We start from the raw sequence: 16,975 nt of genomic DNA, 5'->3' as shown, positions 1-16,975 counted from the left end.
TGTCTTCACGGTTGCTCCGGGCTGATTGCGCCGGCTCCGGAATGGCCCGGCGCTCCCCCGCCTGCGATGCGGACCAGCGCTCCGGCGAGCCGCCGGGCCCAGGCCTCCTGGCCTGGAGCATCGGCGATCTCGTCGTTGCGCACCTCGATCATCACGCTGGGCAGCCCCCGCGGCCCCGCGTGCTTCCCGAGCGTGTGATAGACCCTGTCCCAGGGCCCGTAAGGCTCGTTGACCCCGACCATCAGGCCATCGCCGCCGAGCAGTTCGATGAGCGGCGCCGACAGCCTTTCATCCGTGTCGAACAGGACGCCGACAGGCCAAGGGCGGGCCACGCCCCGGTAGACGGGCGTGAACGAGTGCATCGCCACCAGCGCGGTCGCCCTGCCCTGCGCAGCACGGCGATCCAGCAGTTCCGCGATCGCGGCGTGGTAGGGCGTGTAGAACGTCGCTGCGCGGCGCGACTTCTCCGCGTCGGAGATGCCCTCATTGCCGGGGATAACCGTGGTTTCCGACATCGTGGCGATCGAATCCGGCGCCGAGGGATCGCGATTGAGATCCAGCACCAGCCGCGACACGCCGGCGTGAACCAGGCAGGCGTCGAGGTCTCGCGCCATCAGGCGGGCCGTGTCGAGGGCTCCGGGATCCCAGGCGATGTGCGCCCGGCGTTCCGCCTCGCCCAGCCCCATGTCCCCGAACTCCGCGGGGATGTGGCGGCTCGCATGGTCGACGAGGATGACGTACGGGCTCGCCCCGGCCTCGTTCTCGATCAGCGCCACGGGCATCGCCCCGGCGGGCGCCGGCCTGTTCCGCGATCCTGCATGAGAGCTGCGCTGCACCGATTTCAATCCAAGATTGTAGATCTAATAAAAACGCCAGATCTGCGAGTTCCCGGTCGTGTGTAATTTTGATTACACTCACCGGGAGCTTGTCAACGGCTCGTTCGTTTCCGGTTTGCAGCCCTCGGGCCGAAATGCAGACTTGGCGGACCCAAAGGCAAAGACCCAGCTTGGCGGGAAGAGAGATGGACGGCAGCGCAGAAAGGCTCTCCCCGGATCCGGTTGGCCACGACGAGGCAGGCGGGCCAACGGTGGCGGCGGTACTGCACGAGCGCATGGCCGAGCTGCCGCCGAGTGAAAGGAGGGCCGCCCAGACCCTCCTCTCGAACTATCCGTTCGCCGGGCTGGAGACTGCCGCCGAGTTCGCCGCCCGTGCCGGCGTTTCCGCACCCTCCATCCTCCGGCTGTGCTCGCGGCTGGGCCATGTCAGCTACCTCGACTTCCAGAAGAAGCTACGCGCCGAGCTCGAGGCGCGGCTGCAGTCGCCGCTCGCCAAGGAGGTCGCCTCCGGCGCGCCGGACAGACGCTCGGTGCATTTCGCGCGCCAGTCGGCCGCCAACGTCGTTGCGACGGCCGAGGCGCTGTCGGATGCCGACTTCGAGGGTATTGTCGCCCTGCTCGCCGACCCCCGCCGGCGCATTCACCTCGTGGGCGGTCGTTTTGGCGATGCACTGGCCCGCTACTTCGCCAGCCACCTGCGGATCCTCAGGCCGGGCGTGACGCATGTCGCGCAGCAGCCCGGAGCGTGGGCCGAGCTCGCCGTCGACATGGACAGGCGCGACGTCCTCGTCTGCTTCGACATCCGGCGCTACCAGGAAGACGTGGTGCGTCTGGCCGAGGCCGTCGCCAAGCGGCGGGCGACCGTGGTGCTGTTCACCGACCAGTGGCTGTCGCCCATCGCCAAGGTGGCGAGCCACATCGTGGCAGCGCGCGTGCGGGTGCCGTCGCGCTGGGACTCCGCAGTGGCCACGCTCGCTCTCGTGGAGGCCATCCTGGCTGCGGTCACGGAGACCGTGTGGCCTGACGCCGCCGGGCGCATGGGCGACATCGAGGCCCTGCGCGGCCAGCCCTGATTGTCACCAGGCGAGGTCGAGCCGCTCCAGGCCGTGGAAGTGGTAGCTGTCGCGGTAGCGCGGCACCGCCGCCATGCGCAGTCCGCGAAGCCGCCGGAACAGGATGGGAAGCGCGACCTGCAGTTCCAGGCGGGCGAGCGGCGCGCCGACGCAGAAGTGGATTCCGGCGCCGAAGGACAGCTGTGCCGTCGCATCGCGACGCGGGTCGAGCAGGTCGGGAGCCTCGAAGCGTGCCGGGTCGCGATTGGCGGCCGCGAGCAGCAGCCCCACCGTCTCGCCACGCCGGATCGTGACGCCCTCGATCTCGACATCCTCCAGCGCGTAGCGGGTGAAGAGATGGAGCGGCGGGTCGTGCCGCAGCAGTTCCTCGACGGTCCGGGCCGTGGCTGCCTCGCCCGCAAAGGCCGTTCCGGTGTCGATGCCTGCCTCGAGCAACCCTTTCACGCCGTTTCCGGCGGCGTGGACGGTCGCTTCGTGGCCGGCGTTCAGCAGGAGGATGCAGGTCGAGACAAGTTCGTCCTCGCTGAGCCTGTCCTCCCGCTCGTGCGCCGCGACGAGATGGCTCACCAGATCGTCACGTGGCACCCTTCGGCGCTCGATGACTATTTCCCGCAGATAGGCGGCGAAGTCGGCTGCCGCCGCAGCAGCAGCGTCCTCGACCCCCCTGTCCCGGCCGAACTGGTACATGGCCACCATCCGGTGAGACCAGTCGAGCAGGCGCGGCGTCTCCTCCCGCGGAACGCCGAGGAGCTCGGCGATGACGATGACCGGGATGGGCGTGGCGAAGCTCTCGATCAGCTCGGTCGTGCCGCGCCCTTCGAAGCCGTCGATGAGCTCATGCGCGAGCGCCTCGACACGCGGACGCAGCCGCTCCACCTGCCGGGATACGAAGGCCCGGTTCACCAACGTCCTCAGCCGGGTGTGCGACGGAGGCTCGAGTTCCAGGAGGGAATGGCGGTCGACATCCAGGAATGCGCTCAGATGCTCGGGCGGTTCGGGCCAGCCCAGCTCCTCGCGGTCCATCACGTGGAGGATCTGGCGTCCGAACCGCCGGTCCCGCAACAGGGCGGAGACGAGCCGGTGCGAGGCCGCGCACCAGAACCCGTACTGGTCCCAGAAAAAGAACGGGCTGCGCGCCCGGATCTCGTGATAGGCGGGATAAGGATTCTGGACGAAACTGTCGTCGCGCGGGTCGAGGTCGAGGCTGCGCGCTGCGGGTCGGGACATGGGCGCTCCGGGTGCGCGGTACGCCCGCGCCGGGGGATTGTGGAATGGGCGTGGAAAAAGTCGATGGGCCCGTGCCGGCCTTCCAGAGGCCGGGCCGCATCCTGGTGGCCGGAGGCGCCAATCTCGACGTCAAGGCGCGCATGCACCGCGCCCCGAAGACAGGAACCTCAAATCCCGGCAGCGTGATCGTGGGAGCGGGCGGCGTCGGCCGCAATATCGCGCATGCGCTGGCGCTGCTCGGCGAGGAGGTTTCGCTGATCACCGCCGTCGGCCGCGACGCCGCCGGAGACGGTCTCGTCGCCGCGTGCGAGGCGGCCGGCATCGACTGCTCGCTCGTCCAGCGCGCCGCGGCACCAACCGGCGTCTACGTCGCCACGCTGGATCCGAAGGGCGAACTCTTCATCGGCGTGTCCGGGATGGAGGTGATGTCGGCGCTGACGCCGGTTCGCGTCGCGGCGCTGGAGCAGAATATTGCGGAGGCCGCGCTGGTCGTGGCCGACGCAAACCTGGCGCCCGAGACGCTGGTCGCGCTGGGACTCGCGGCCGCCCGGCACGGCGTTCCGCTGGCGCTCGAACCCGTGTCCGTGCCCAAGGCCGCACGCATCGTGACGCTGCTCGACGCCGGCGTGCCGGTGGCGCTGATGACGCCGAACGGGGACGAGCTGCCCGCCGTCTCGGGGGTGTCGACCTCCAGCCAGGACGATATCCGCCGCGCCACCACCCGCCTGCACATGCGCGGCGTCCAGCGCCTGCTCGTCGGCCTGGGCCACCAGGGCGTCCTCGTCTCGACGCCGGACGAGTCGCGCATGATCCCCGCGCGCCCCGGCCCGCTGGAGGACGTCACCGGGGGCGGCGACGCGGCCTTTGCCGCCGCGATCTGGTCGCTGCGCCAGGGCAGCGGCCTCGCCGCCGCAGCGCAGGCCGGGCAAACGGCGGCCCGCGAAGCGGTCGCCAGCACAGACAGCGTGCCGCAATCCCTGGCCGCGGCGCTCGCCACGGCGGGACGTGGATCAGGCCCATCCTTCAATCCCCCGCAGCGGAGCGGATCATGACCGGCGTCCCGCATCCCGACCTCGTCCTCTCCGGCGAGGTGCGCGAGGCGCTCGCGGCCGGACGGCCGGTCGTGGCGCTGGAATCGACCATCATCGCCCATGGCATGGACTACCCGGCCAATCTGGAGACCGCGCGGAGCGTCGAGGCCATCGTCCGCGAGGAAGGCGCAGTGCCCGCCACCATCGCCGTGCTATCCGGCAGGCCGACCGTAGGGCTAGAGCCCGCGGCGCTGGAGAAACTTGCCTCGACGCAGGGTATCCTCAAGCTGTCCACGCTCGATCTTCCCTATTGCGTGTCGAAGGGCCTCGACGGTGCCACCACCGTTGCCGCCACAATGCGGCTCGCCGCGCTGGCGGGCATCTCCGTCTTCGCGACAGGCGGCGTCGGAGGCGTGCATCGCGGCGCGCAGGAGAGCTTCGACATTTCCGCCGACATCACCGAACTCGGCCGCACGAACGTCGCCGTGGTCTCCGCGGGCGCGAAGGCGATCCTCGACCTGCCCGCCACGCTGGAGGCTCTGGAGACCGCCGGCGTTCCGGTGATCGGCGTCGGGACGGATGAATTCCCCGCCTTCTACTCGCGCAAGAGCGGCCTGCCGGCACCTCTGCGGCTCGACACGGCCGGGGAGATCGCCGCCTTTCTCACCGCGAAGTGGCGGCTGGGACTGGCTGGCGGGGCGCTGATAGCCAATCCCGTCCCAGCAGAGGCGGAGATCGCCGCTTCCGAGATCGGCAGTGTCATCGACGCCGCCCTCGCGGAGGCCTCGCGCAGCGGCGTATCCGGCAAGAAGGTGACGCCCTTCCTGCTGCGGCGGATCGTGGAGATGACGGAGGGGCGCAGCCTCGCCGCCAACATCGCGCTGGTGAAGAACAACGCCCGCCTTGCCGCCGGGATCGCTGTCGCGCTCGCCGGCTGACGCCTCCGCCTCCTGATCGCATTGTGCGCCGCCGCACTGCCCTGTTGCAGTGCGAAGAGCATGGTGGGCCCAGTCGGCTGTGCCCATTGGGCTGGCCCTGCCAGGGCGCGTGAGACGAACGCGCCCAACGATCCAGACCGGAGACGAACCATGACGACGCTCATCGGCCGCGCGGGCCTGCGTCGCACCGCGCCACTCTTCCTCCTGTCCGCCGCGGCCAATGGCGTGCGGTGGCTGCGCCGGCGCATCGTCGAGGAGTACCGCGTGACGCGCACGCGCCGGATGTTGATGGGCCTCGACCAGCGCACCCTGCGCGACCTCGGCCTTTCCCGCACGGACATCGAGCAGCTGTAGCGAAGGCTTCTGTGCGACCGGGTTCGCGGCAACACGCGCCGTGACCCGGTACCGCCGCGGCAAATCCGGCGGTGATCCGTCTGCGTACCAAAGGCTGAACCTCGGCAGCAGATCGTCAGCAGCACAAGGCCGATCTTGACCACGCGCCAACGCTCGCCTATGTCGAGAATGAACGTTCATTCTCATAGGCCCCGATGACCCTTCTCCCCGCCACGAGCACACCGGATACCGGCCACGAGCGCCGCGCCCGCATCCTCGATGCGGCCGAGCGCTGCTTCATCCGCAACGGCTTCCACCGGACCACCATGCAGGACGTCGCTGCGGAAGCGGGCATGAGCGCCGGTAACCTGTACCGCTACTTCCCCTCCAAGGACGCGATCCAGGCGGGCCTGGCCGAGCGCGACCGCGAGGAGATGTCGAGCGATTTCGCTGCGATGGCGGATTCGGACGAGTTCTTCACGGCCTTCGAGCGCATCGGCCGCAAGCACCTGATCGAGGACCCGCGCGACAAGATGGTCCTGGCGGTCGAGATCTGGTCCGAGGCGACACGCAACCCGCAGGTTGCCCGTTTCTGCTGCGGCATGGAGAACGAGGTGCGCGGCTTCATGGCCGAGGCCTTCCGCGATGCCCAGCGCAAGGGGCAGATCCACCCCGGCGTCGATCCCGACTGGCTCGTCTGGTTGCTGATGACGATGGCCGACGGGTTCTGCAAGCGCCGCGCGCTGGAGCCTGATTTCGACGGTGCTGCCGAGCTCGCCCGGGGCGCAGCGATGTTCCGGGCCGTCTTCGCCGGCGCCCTCCTTCCCTTTACCGGCCAGGCGCCCGACGCCACGGCCCCCTCCTCCGAGAGCACGTCATGATCCGTTCCCTGATCGGCGCGGCCGCTCTGGCCGCCATTCTCTCTCCGCTGCCCGTCTTTGCGCAGGAAAAGCCTGCCGCCCCGGGCGCGACCAGGACACTGGCCCTGCCGGGCATCAGCGCCGCCAAGGCGGAACGGCGCCGCATGGTCGAGAGGCTCGTCGTGTCCGGCAATCTCGTCGCCCGCGACGAGGTGCTGGTCGCGCCGGAAGTCGACGGGCTGCGCGTCATGTCCCTGCACGCCGACGAGGGCGACAAGGTCGAGGCCGGGCAAGTGCTGGCGCGCCTCTCGCGCGACACGCTGGAAGCGCAGATGGCGCAGAACGCCGCGAGCATCACACGCGCCGAGGCCGCGATCGCCCAGGCCAACGACCAGATCCCGCAGGCCGACGCGGCCCTGACGGAAGCCAAGGCGGCCCTCGCCCGCACCGTCGCGCTGCGCGAGTCCGGCAACGCCACTCTCGAGCTGCTCGACCAGCGCACCGCCGCGGCTCGCACCGCCGAGGCGCGCGTCTCCGCCACCCGCAACGGGCTTGCCATCGCCCAGGCGGACAAGGCCTCCGCGGAAGCCCAGCGCCACGAACTGGCCCTCAAGCTGGCCAGGACCGAGCTGAAAGCGCCCGTCGCGGGGATTGTCAGCCGCCGCACCGTGCGGCTTGGCGCCCTCTCCTCGCTGACCGGCGACCCCATGTTCCGCATTATCGCCAATGGCGAGGTGGAGCTGGAGGCGGAGGTGCTGGAGACCCATCTCGCCGGGCTGAAGCCGGGCGCACGCGTGCTCGTAACGCCGGTCGGCGGCAAGACGATCGAGGGAACGGTCCGCCTGATGCCGGCGGAGGTGGACAGGTCCACCCGCCTCGGCCTCGTGCGGATCGCGCTGCCGCGCGACCCCGACCTGCGCATCGGCGCCTTCGCGCGCGCCGACATCGTCGTCGCCGAGCGCGACGGCATCGCGGTGCCGACCTCCGCGTTGCTCTTCTCGACCGGCACGCCGCGCGTTCAGGTGGTGAAGGACGGCCGGGTCGAGACCCGCGACGTCAAGACCGGCATCACCGCCGACGGCCGCACCGAGATCCTCTCGGGACTGGCCGAGGGCGAGTCCGTGGTCGCCAAGGCTGCACCGTTCCTGCGCAATGGCGATGCCGTGCGCCAGCTCTCAGCCGACGCCGGCAAGACCGCGGCGCCTGAAACCACCGCTTCGACGTCGGGAGCGCAGTGATGTCGTACAACGTCTCGGCCTGGGCGATCCGCAAGCCGGTCCCCTCCATCGTCCTGTTCCTGGTGGTCGGGCTGCTCGGCATACTGAGCTTCCGTGCGCTGCCCATCACGCGCTTCCCCAACATCGACATCCCCATCGTGTCGGTCACTGTCACCCAGTCCGGCGCAGCTCCCGCCGAGCTGGAGACGCAGGTCACCCGCATCGTCGAGAACGCCGTGGCCGGCGTGAACGGGGTGAAGCACGTCATCTCCTCCGTCTCCGACGGCAGCTCCACCACCACGATCGAGTTCCGGCTGGAGGTCGACAGCGACCGCGCCCTGAACGACGTGAAGGATGCCGTTGCGCGCATCCGCGCCGACCTGCCGCGCACCATCGACGAGCCGGTCACGTCCCGGGTCGACATCGCCGGCCTGCCGGTCGTGACCTATGCCGCATCGGCTCCGGCGCTCTCGCCGGAAGAGCTGTCCTGGTACGTCGACGATGTCGTCGCGCGCGAACTGCAGTCGGTGAGGGGTGTTTCCAAGGTCGAGCGCATCGGCGGCGTCGACCGCGAGATCCGCATCGCGCTCGATCCCGACAGGCTCGCCTCTTTCGGCATCACCGCTGCCGACGTCAACCGCCAGTTGCGCGCCACCCATGTCGACCTCGCAGGCGGACGCGGCGAGGTGGGCACGCAGGAACAGTCGATCCGCACGCTCGCGGGCACGACCTCCGTCGAGGAACTGCGCTCGTCGATGATCGCGCTGCCCGGCGGCCGCAAGGTGAGGCTGGACGAACTCGGCTCCGTCACCGACGGCCCCGCCGAGGCCCGCACCTTCGCGCGGCTCGACGGCGAGCCCGTGGTCGGCTTCGCCGTGTCCCGCTCGCGCGGGGCGAGCGACGTCACCGTGGCCGCGGCGGTCGACAAGCGTGTCGCCGAGATCGAGGCCAAGCGGCCCGACGTGAAGCTGGCGCTCTTCGACAGCTACGTCACCTACACCGAGGGCAACTACCACTCGGCCATGGACACGCTGCTGGAAGGCGCGGCACTCGCAGTGCTCGTCGTGTTCATCTTCCTGAGGGACTGGCGCGCCACCATCGTCGCGGCCATCGCCCTGCCGCTGTCCATCGTCCCGACCTTCTGGGCGATGCAGACGCTGGGCTTCTCGCTGAACCTCGTCAGCCTGCTCGCCATCACGCTGGTGACCGGCATTCTCGTCGACGACGCGATCGTCGAGATCGAGAACATCGTCAGACACATGCGGATGGGCAAGTCGGCCTATCGCGCTGCCATCGAGGGTGCCGACGAAATCGGGCTGGCGGTCATCGCCATCACCTTCACCATCGTCGCGGTGTTCGCGCCGGTGAGCTTCATGGGCGGCATCGCGGGCCAGTACTTCCGGCAGTTCGGCCTGACCGTCGCCGTCGCCGTGCTCTTCTCGCTCCTCGTGGCGCGCCTGATCACGCCGATGATGGCGGCCTACCTGATGCGGGGCAAGCCGCACCCCGAGGCCAAGCATGACGGCTTCGTCATGCGAGGCTACACGCGGCTCGTGTCGTGGTCCGCACGCCACCGCTTCCTGACGGTCATCTTTGGCCTCGCGCTCTTCGCCGGGTCCATCTATTCCACCCGCATCCTGCCCTCCGGCTTCCTGCCGGCGGAGGACACCGCCCGCTCGCTCTTCGTCGTGGAACTGGCGCCTGGCTCGCGGCTGGATGACACGCGGACGGTCACCGACGGCGTCGTGGCCCGGCTGCGCCAGCGGCCCGAGGTGCGCAACGTTTTCGTCGACGGCGGTCGCATTCCCAATGCCAGCGGCGAAGTCCGCAAGGCGACGATCACCGTCAACTACGTCAACAAGGCCGCGCGCACGGTCAACCAGAAGCAGCTCGAGCGTTCGATCCTCGCCGATCTCGCGGAGATACCCGACATCCGCTTCTGGCTGCTCAACGAGAACGGCCAGCGCGGCCTCTCGCTGCTCGTCACCGGCGACGATACCGCCGTCGTGGCCGATGTCGGCGCCCGCCTCGTGAGCGAGATGCGGAACATGCCGACGATCCAGAGCCCGGTCTCGACCGCCTCGCTCGACCGGCCGGAGATCCGCATCAAGCCGCGTACCGACCTCGCGGCCGACCTCGGCGTCTCCACCGACACCATCGCCGAGACGGTGCGCGTGGCGACAATTGGCGACATCGGCGCCAACCTTGCCAAGTTCGACGTGGGCGACCGGCAGATCCCGATCCGCGTGCAGCTCGACGAGCGCTGGCGCGGCGACCGCGGCGTCATCGAGAGCCTGAAGGTGCCGACCGCCCGGGGCGGGTCGGTCCCGCTCGCGGCGGTGGCGGACGTGGAGTTCGGGCTCGGCCCGACCAGCGTCGAGCGCTACGACCGCGTGCGCCGCGTGGCAGTGGAGGCCGACCTCAATGGCACCGACGCGCTGGGCCAGGTGATCGAGGAGATCATGCAGCTCCCGGCGGCGAAGTCGCTGCCTCCCGGCGTCCAGATCCGGACCTCGGGAGACGCGGAGGTCATGGAGGAGGTTTTCCAGGGCTTCGCCATGGCGATGGGCGCGGGCATGCTGATGGTGTTTGCGGTGCTGGTGCTGCTGTTCGGCAGCTTCCTGCAGCCGGTCACCATCCTGTTCTCGCTGCCGCTCTCCTTCGGCGGCGTCGTGCTGGCGCTGATCGCGACCAACAAGCCCGTCTCGATGCCGGTCGTCATCGGCCTGCTGATGCTGATGGGCATCGTCACGAAGAACGCCATCATGCTCGTGGACTTCGCCGTCGAGGCGATGGCAAAGGGCGTCGACCGGCGCACGGCAGTGGTGGAAGCCGGCCGCAAGCGCGCCCGGCCGATCGTGATGACCACCATCGCCATGTGCGCCGGCATGGTGCCGAGCGCGCTCGCCTTCGGCGACGGCGGCGAGTTCCGCGCCCCGATGGCCATCGCTGTCATCGGCGGCCTGCTGGTCTCCACCCTGCTCTCGCTGGTGTTCGTGCCGGCCGTGTTCCTGGTGATGGACGACGTCGGCCGCTTCCTGAGCTGGGTCTTCGGCCGCTTCATCGGCGCGCGCGACGAGCCGGACGAGGCAGTGGCGGGTCACGCCACCCCGGCAGGCCCGGCCGCCGCGGCGGCGCTCGGCGGGGCGCGGAGGGAAGGCCCGCATCTGCCGGTGGCGGCGGAGTAAGCCGGAGGGGGACGGCCGTCCGCTCCCCCTTCCCTCCCCCGCGATTCTCGTCTAGGAACTCGCGACTTCAGCACGAAGTCGCCCACGATCCGCGCGCGCCGCACGAGCTTCCCCGGAGGCTGCGAGCCGGCGCGCATCGACGCGCGCAGGCCCGTCCGGGCCTGTTTTCGTAACGGCCGGAGCCGATTGCCGGCCGCCAACCGAAAAGAGTGACATGCCCAAGCGCACCGACATCGCCACCATCCTCGTCATCGGCGCCGGCCCGATCGTCATCGGCCAGGCGTGCGAGTTCGACTATTCGGGCACGCAGGCGATCAAGGCGCTGAAGGAAGAGGGCTACCGCATCGTCCTGGTCAACTCGAACCCGGCGACGATCATGACGGACCCCGAGCTCGCCGACCGCACCTATGTCGAGCCGATCACGCCCGAGATCGTGGCGAAGATCATCGAGAAAGAGCGCCACGCCGTCCCCGGCGGCTTCGCGCTTCTGCCGACCATGGGCGGCCAGACGGCACTCAACTGCGCTCTCTCGCTGAAGAAGATGGGCGTGCTGGAGACCTACGGCGTCGAGATGATCGGCGCCACGGCGGAGGCCATCGACAAGGCGGAAGACCGCGAGCTCTTCCGCAACGCGATGACGAAGATCGGGCTCGACACGCCCCGTTCGCATCACATCAAGACGCTTTCGGCCGCGCTCGAGGCGCTGACCGACATCGGCCTGCCCGCCATCATCCGCCCCTCCTTCACGCTGGGCGGCACGGGCGGCGGCATCGCCTACAACAAGGCGGAGTTCATCGAGATCGTCGAGCGCGGCATTGACGCCTCGCCGACCAACGAGGTGCTGATCGAGGAAAGCGTTCTCGGCTGGAAGGAATTCGAGATGGAGGTCGTCCGCGACAAGGCGGACAACTGCATCATCGTCTGCTCCATCGAGAACATCGACCCGATGGGCGTGCACACGGGCGACAGCATCACCGTCGCGCCGGCGCTGACGCTGACCGACAAGGAATACCAGATCATGCGCGACGCCTCGCTGGCGGTGCTGCGCGAGATCGGCGTGGAGACCGGCGGCTCCAACGTGCAGTTCGCGATCGACCCGGAAAACGGCCGGATGATCGTGATCGAGATGAACCCGCGCGTGTCGCGCTCCTCGGCGCTGGCGTCGAAGGCCACCGGCTTCCCTATCGCCAAGGTCGCCGCCAAGCTCGCCGTCGGCTACACGCTGGACGAAATCGCCAACGACATCACGGGAGGCGCCACGCCGGCATCCTTCGAGCCGACGATCGACTACGTCGTCACCAAGATCCCGCGCTTCGCCTTCGAGAAATTCCCTGGCGCCGAGCCGACGCTGACCACGGCCATGAAGTCGGTCGGCGAGGCCATGGCCATCGGGCGCACCTTCCAGGAATCGCTGCAGAAGGCGCTCCGCTCGCTGGAGACGGGCCTCACCGGCCTCGACGAGATCGAGATCGAGGGACTCGGCCAGGGCGACGACAAGAACGCCATCCGCGCCGCGCTGGGCACGCCGACGCCCGACCGCCTGCTCAAGGTGGCGCAGGCCATGCGGCTCGGGTTCGACGTCGACCAGGCCCACCAGTCCTGCAAGATCGACCCGTGGTTCCTGCGCGAGATCAAGGGCATCGTCGATACCGAGGCGAAGATCGCGGCCTGGGGACTTCCCGCCACGCCGGGCGCCTTCCGCCAGCTCAAGGCCATGGGCTTCTCCGACGCGCGGCTGAGCGTGCTGGCCAAATTGTCCGAGGCGGAGGTGACGCGTCGCCGGCAGGCGCTGGACGTGCGCCCCGTCTACAAGCGCATCGACACCTGCGCGGCGGAGTTCGCCTCCCCGACCGCCTACATGTACTCGACCTACGCCCCGCCCTTCGCCGGCCGGCCGGCGGACGAGGCCGCACCGTCCGCGCGCCGCAAGATCGTCATCCTAGGCGGCGGCCCGAACCGGATCGGCCAGGGCATCGAGTTCGACTATTGCTGCTGCCATGCGTGCTTCGCGCTCTCGGACGCCGGGTTCGAGACGATCATGATCAACTGCAATCCGGAGACGGTCTCGACCGACTACGACACGTCGGATCGCCTCTACTTCGAGCCGCTGACGGCCGAGGACGTGCTGGAGATCCTGGCGAAGGAGAAGGAGAACGGCACTCTCGTCGGCGTCATCGTGCAGTTCGGCGGCCAGACGCCACTGAAGCTTGCCCATGCGCTCGAGCAGGCCGGGATCACCATCCTCGGCACCTCGCCGGAAGCCATCGACCTCGCCGAGGATCGCGACCGCTTCAAGCGCCTGCTCGACAAGCTCGGCCTGAAGCAGCCGCAGAACGGCATCGCCTACTCCGTCGAGCAGAGCCGGCTGGTGCTGCAGGAACTTGGCCTGCCCGTCGTGGTGCGCCCGTCCTACGTGCTGGGCGGCCGGGCGATGGAGATCATCCGCGACGAGACCGCTTTCGACCGCTACCTCCTGGGCACCCTGCCGGAGCTCGTTCCCAACGACATCAAGGCCCGCTACCCCAACGACAAGACGGGCCAGATCAACACGGTGCTGGGCAAGAACCCGCTGCTCTTCGACCGCTATCTGTCGGATGCCATCGAGGTCGACGTCGACTGCCTGAGCGACGGCAAGGACGTTTTCGTCGCCGGCATCATGGAGCACATCGAGGAGGCCGGCATCCATTCGGGCGACAGCGCCTGCTCCCTGCCTCCGCACTCCCTGAAGCCCGAGACGATCGCGGAACTGGAGCGCCAGACGAGGGATCTCGCCCTCGCGCTACAGGTCGGTGGCCTGATGAACGTCCAGTACGCGCTGAAGGACGGCGACATCTATGTGCTGGAGGTGAACCCCCGCGCGTCGCGCACCGTGCCTTTCGTCGCCAAGGTGATCGGCCAGCCGCTGGCCAAGATCGCGTCGCGCATCATGGCGGGAGAGAGCCTCGCCTCCTTTGGCCTGAAGCGGAGCGAGTACGACCATATCGGGGTCAAGGAAGCGGTGTTCCCCTTCGCGCGTTTCCCGGGCGTGGACGTTCTGCTCGGCCCGGAGATGCGCTCGACGGGAGAGGTGATCGGTCTCGACCACTCCTTCGGGGTGGCCTTCGCCAAGAGCCAGCTGGGGTCGGGCACCAAGGTCCCGACGGAGGGAACGGTGTTCGTCTCCGTCCGCGAGGACGACAAGCCCCGCATCCTCGAAACCATGCGCACGCTCGCCAGCCTCGGCTTCAAGATCGTCGCCACCTCGGGCACGCAGCGCTACCTGGAGCAGAACGGCGTGGCAGCTGGCAAGATCAACAAGGTGCTGGAAGGCCGACCGCATGTCGTGGACGCGATCAAGAATGGCGGCATCCAGCTCGTCTTCAACACGACCGAAGGCAAGCAGGCCCTCTCGGACTCGCGCTCGCTACGCCGTGCGGCCCTCTTGCATAAAGTGCCCTACTATACCACGCTAGCCGGCGCGGTGGCCGCCGCCGAAGGGATCCGCGCCTACCGGGCGGGGGATCTCGAGGTCAGGGCCTTGCAGGACTACTTCGCGTAACGCACCTGAGAGATCGCGTCCGCCCTTGGACCAGCGGACGCGGTACTTGCGGTCACGGGCCCGGATTCGGGCCCGGAACTGTTTCTGTGGCCCAGTGTTTGGAGCATGGAAGGCACTATGGACAAGATTCCGTTGACGCCGGGGGGCTACAAGGCGCTGGAGGAAGAGTTGCGTCAGCGCCAGCAGGTCGAGCGCCCGCGCATCATCCAGGCGATCGCCGAGGCGCGCTCACATGGCGACCTGTCCGAGAACGCCGAGTACCACGCGGCCAAGGAACAGCAGTCCCTCAACGAGGGGCGGATCGCGGAGCTCGAGGACAAGCTCTCGCGTGCCGAGATCATCGACGTCTCGAAGCTGTCAGGCTCGACCATCAAATTCGGCGCCACGGTGAAGCTCATCGACGAGGACACCGAGGAAGAGAAGACCTACCAGATCGTCGGCGAATCCGAGGCCGACGTGAAGTCCGGCCGCGTCTCCATCACCTCTCCTATCGCCCGTGCCCTGATCGGCAAGAAGTCCGGCGACACGGTGGAGGTGAACACGCCCGGCGGAGGAAAGAGCTATGAAATCGTCGATGTCGCGTTCCATTGACCGCCGGGCCCTGCTGGGCACGGGCCTCGCGGCGCTCGCGGCAGGCCTCGCAGGTTGCGTCTCGGCGACGCCGTCGAAGACCGCCGGCGGTCCCTTCGGCCGGGTCATCGTCGACACCTCGGCGATGACGGCGAATGGCAGTGGCGAACTCGGTGCCAACATCCGGCCCATGGTCGCGCAAGCCGTCACCTCGGCTCTCGGCGGCCGCACCGGGGTGCGCGGAGCGCCTGACATCGTCGTCAACATAAAGTCCGTGACGCTCGCCATGTATGGTGGTCTCGGCGGCGGCGGGGACAACATGTTCCGGTTCGGCTTCAGCGACTCGCCCCTCGACTTCATCGACGCGAACGTCTCGGTGGTGAAGGGCCGCGAAGTGCTCGACACCTTCCCCATCCTCGCCAACCAGCCGGCCTCCTTCGGCGGCCCCGTCGTCGACCCCCGCAGCGAGTGGCGGCGCGTTCAGGCGCTCGTCAATGCACTCGGCTTCTGGATCGCCAAGAAGCTGGGCTGACGCGCTAGACCGGCGCGATGGGATCGTCTTTCACCCGATCGAGTGCCACGGCGGTCCGCAGCGTGCGGACGTTTGCGAGGCCCGTGAGGTCGGTGACGATCGACTGGAAGGCGCGGAGGTCTGCGGCCACGCATTTCAGCATGAAGTCGATGTCGCCCGACAGCGTCCAGCACTCGCGCACGGCCGGCCACGAGCGGATCGTTTCCTGGAATGCCGAAAGGTCCGCCTCGGCCTGGCTGGCGAGCTGGACGAAGGCGAAGAACACGACCTCGTAGCCCAGCGCCCGCTGGTCCACGAGGGCGCGGTATCCGCGGATGATCCCGGCCTCTTCCAGAGCCCGGACACGCCTGAGGCAGGGCGGGGCGGACATGCCGAGGCGGCGGGCCAGCTCGACATTGGTCATGCGGCCATCGGCCTGCAGCTCGCGCAAAATCCTGAGGTCTGTTTCGTCCAGGTCGAGGTTCAAGCATCACCCGCGATGAAGGCGCCCCTGTCTAGCCGCCGCCCGGCGGCGTGAACAGGCCCTGCGGCCCTGCCCTGTCGCGCGGCGGGGAAAAAGAGTAGGAGTGCCCCGCACTCTCCCCGGATCCCCGCCATGCTGCCGCCATCCACCACCTGCTGGGTCGTGACCGACGGGAAGGCGGGTGACGAGACGCAGTGCCTCGGCGTCGCGGACGCGCTGGGCCTGTCCGCCGAGGTGAAGCGGATCGCGCCGCGCATCCCCTGGTCTTGGCTGATGCCATGGGGGCCGCCGGATCCGCGCGAGGCGCCCGGACGGGCCGGCGGTCCGCTCGCACGGCCTTTCCCGGACATTGCCATCGCCTCGGGTCGGAGGGCGGTCACGTATCTCCGGGCGCTGAAGTCCGCCTCGGCGGGGCGCACCTTCACCGTCTTCCTCAAGGACCCGCGCACGGGGCCCGGGACCGCGGACTTCATCTGGGTGCCGGAACACGATCCGCTGCGCGGTCCGAACGTGATGGTCACGCCCACTGCCCCGCACAGGATCTCGGCGGCGCGGCTGGCGGCCTTGCGGGCCTCGCCCGATCCTCGGCTCGCCCCGCTGAAGCAACCCAGGGTGGCTCTGGTCCTGGGCGGCGACAGCAAGGCCTACCGTTTCACCGGGGACGACATCGTACGCCTGACGGCGCAGGTGGCGGCCCTCGGGAATGGCGGGGCCGGGCTCATGGCAACGGCTTCGCGGCGCACGCCCGCTGCACTTGCCGAGGGTGTGAAGGCGGTCATCCGCCAGAAGCACGGTTTTTTCTGGGACGGAGCCGGCGAGAACCCCTATCCCGCCATGCTCGCCCTCGCCGACGCTGTCGTCGTCACCGCCGACTCCACGAACATGGTCGGGGAGGCCTGCGCCACGGCCAAGCCCGTGCTGGTTTTCGAGCCGTCTGAACGGTCGCCCGGCTCGGCTGCCAAGATCAAGCGCTATCTCGACGGCTTGACTCGCGCAGGAGCTGTGCGTTCTTTTCAGGGACGACTTGAAAGCTATGCACATGAAGCACTAGATTCCACGCCGCTGATCGCAGCCGCGATCGCCGACGCCTGGCACCGGCGCCAGGGCTCCGACACAGCTTCTCCCGCCTGACGCGGCCCCCCGCAACGGCGACACCTGCCACCGAGGTC

At 69.0% G+C, this 16,975-nt stretch carries 14 protein-coding genes; 11 read left to right on the top strand and 3 right to left on the bottom strand.

Going from position 1 to position 16,975, the window contains the following annotated elements; translation table 11 throughout:
* Positions 1-5: 5 nt before the first annotated feature.
* On the bottom strand, positions 6-782 hold the full coding sequence (locus AC5JCN_RS02765; RefSeq protein WP_495753736.1) for an N-formylglutamate amidohydrolase: 777 nt from the start codon (positions 780-782) through the stop codon (positions 6-8).
* A 239-nt stretch (positions 783-1,021) separates the two neighbouring features.
* Between AC5JCN_RS02765 and AC5JCN_RS02760 the strand changes: the two genes are divergently transcribed.
* Positions 1,022-1,909 (top strand): MurR/RpiR family transcriptional regulator, encoded by an 888-nt coding sequence (locus AC5JCN_RS02760; RefSeq protein ID WP_495753471.1) that lies wholly within the window; start codon positions 1,022-1,024, stop codon positions 1,907-1,909.
* Positions 1,910-1,912: 3 nt separating this feature from the next.
* Here AC5JCN_RS02760 and AC5JCN_RS02755 read toward each other — a convergent pair whose 3' ends face one another.
* On the bottom strand, positions 1,913-3,136 hold the full coding sequence (locus AC5JCN_RS02755; RefSeq protein ID WP_495753470.1) for a cytochrome P450: 1,224 nt from the start codon (positions 3,134-3,136) through the stop codon (positions 1,913-1,915).
* A 44-nt stretch (positions 3,137-3,180) separates the two neighbouring features.
* Between AC5JCN_RS02755 and AC5JCN_RS02750 the strand changes: the two genes are divergently transcribed.
* The 9 genes from AC5JCN_RS02750 to AC5JCN_RS02710 all read left to right on the top strand — a co-directional run bounded on the left by AC5JCN_RS02750 (position 3,181) and on the right by AC5JCN_RS02710 (position 15,343).
* A complete protein-coding gene (locus AC5JCN_RS02750) occupies positions 3,181-4,188 on the top strand; it encodes a carbohydrate kinase family protein (protein WP_495753469.1) in 1,008 nt (335 codons plus the stop codon).
* The gene (locus AC5JCN_RS02745) at positions 4,185-5,105 is read left to right on the top strand and encodes a pseudouridine-5'-phosphate glycosidase (protein WP_495753468.1); all 921 of its coding nucleotides are present in this window, start codon (positions 4,185-4,187) and stop codon (positions 5,103-5,105) included. Before AC5JCN_RS02750 ends, AC5JCN_RS02745 begins: the two co-directional genes overlap by 4 nt.
* 150 nt (positions 5,106-5,255) lie before the next feature.
* On the top strand, positions 5,256-5,459 hold the full coding sequence (locus tag AC5JCN_RS02740) for a DUF1127 domain-containing protein (protein ID WP_495753467.1): 204 nt from the start codon (positions 5,256-5,258) through the stop codon (positions 5,457-5,459).
* A gap of 194 nt (positions 5,460-5,653) precedes the next feature.
* Positions 5,654-6,319, top strand: coding sequence for a TetR/AcrR family transcriptional regulator (locus AC5JCN_RS02735; protein ID WP_495753466.1), 666 nt, complete (start codon positions 5,654-5,656; stop codon positions 6,317-6,319).
* Positions 6,316-7,536, top strand: coding sequence for an efflux RND transporter periplasmic adaptor subunit (locus tag AC5JCN_RS02730; protein ID WP_495753465.1), 1,221 nt, complete (start codon positions 6,316-6,318; stop codon positions 7,534-7,536). The genes AC5JCN_RS02735 and AC5JCN_RS02730 overlap by 4 nt, the downstream gene beginning before the upstream one ends.
* Positions 7,536-10,703, top strand: a complete 3,168-nt coding sequence (locus AC5JCN_RS02725; protein WP_495753464.1) for an efflux RND transporter permease subunit — start codon at positions 7,536-7,538, stop codon at positions 10,701-10,703. Before AC5JCN_RS02730 ends, AC5JCN_RS02725 begins: the two co-directional genes overlap by 1 nt.
* 214 nt (positions 10,704-10,917) lie before the next feature.
* Complete coding sequence (gene carB / locus AC5JCN_RS02720; protein ID WP_495753463.1) at positions 10,918-14,241, top strand: carbamoyl-phosphate synthase large subunit; 3,324 nt, start codon at positions 10,918-10,920, stop codon at positions 14,239-14,241.
* Between the two features lie 117 nt (positions 14,242-14,358).
* Positions 14,359-14,832 carry a transcription elongation factor GreA gene (gene greA / locus AC5JCN_RS02715; protein WP_495753462.1) on the top strand — a complete coding sequence of 158 codons (474 nt, stop codon included), beginning with the start codon at positions 14,359-14,361 and terminating at the stop codon, positions 14,830-14,832.
* Entirely contained in the window at positions 14,816-15,343 is a 528-nt protein-coding gene (locus AC5JCN_RS02710; protein ID WP_495753461.1) for a hypothetical protein, read from the top strand. The genes greA and AC5JCN_RS02710 overlap by 17 nt, the downstream gene beginning before the upstream one ends.
* A gap of 4 nt (positions 15,344-15,347) precedes the next feature.
* Here the strand turns inward: AC5JCN_RS02710 and AC5JCN_RS02705 are convergent, their stop codons facing one another.
* A complete protein-coding gene (locus AC5JCN_RS02705; protein WP_495753460.1) occupies positions 15,348-15,809 on the bottom strand; it encodes an Lrp/AsnC family transcriptional regulator in 462 nt (153 codons plus the stop codon).
* A gap of 129 nt (positions 15,810-15,938) precedes the next feature.
* Between AC5JCN_RS02705 and AC5JCN_RS02700 the strand changes: the two genes are divergently transcribed.
* Positions 15,939-16,937, top strand: a complete 999-nt coding sequence (locus AC5JCN_RS02700) for a mitochondrial fission ELM1 family protein (RefSeq protein WP_495753459.1) — start codon at positions 15,939-15,941, stop codon at positions 16,935-16,937.
* Positions 16,938-16,975: the final 38 nt, after the last annotated feature.

Source organism: Alsobacter sp. (assembly GCF_059501845.1).
The sequence above is the reverse complement of the archived record's forward strand: the minus strand, read 5'-3'. Positions and strand labels throughout refer to the sequence as shown.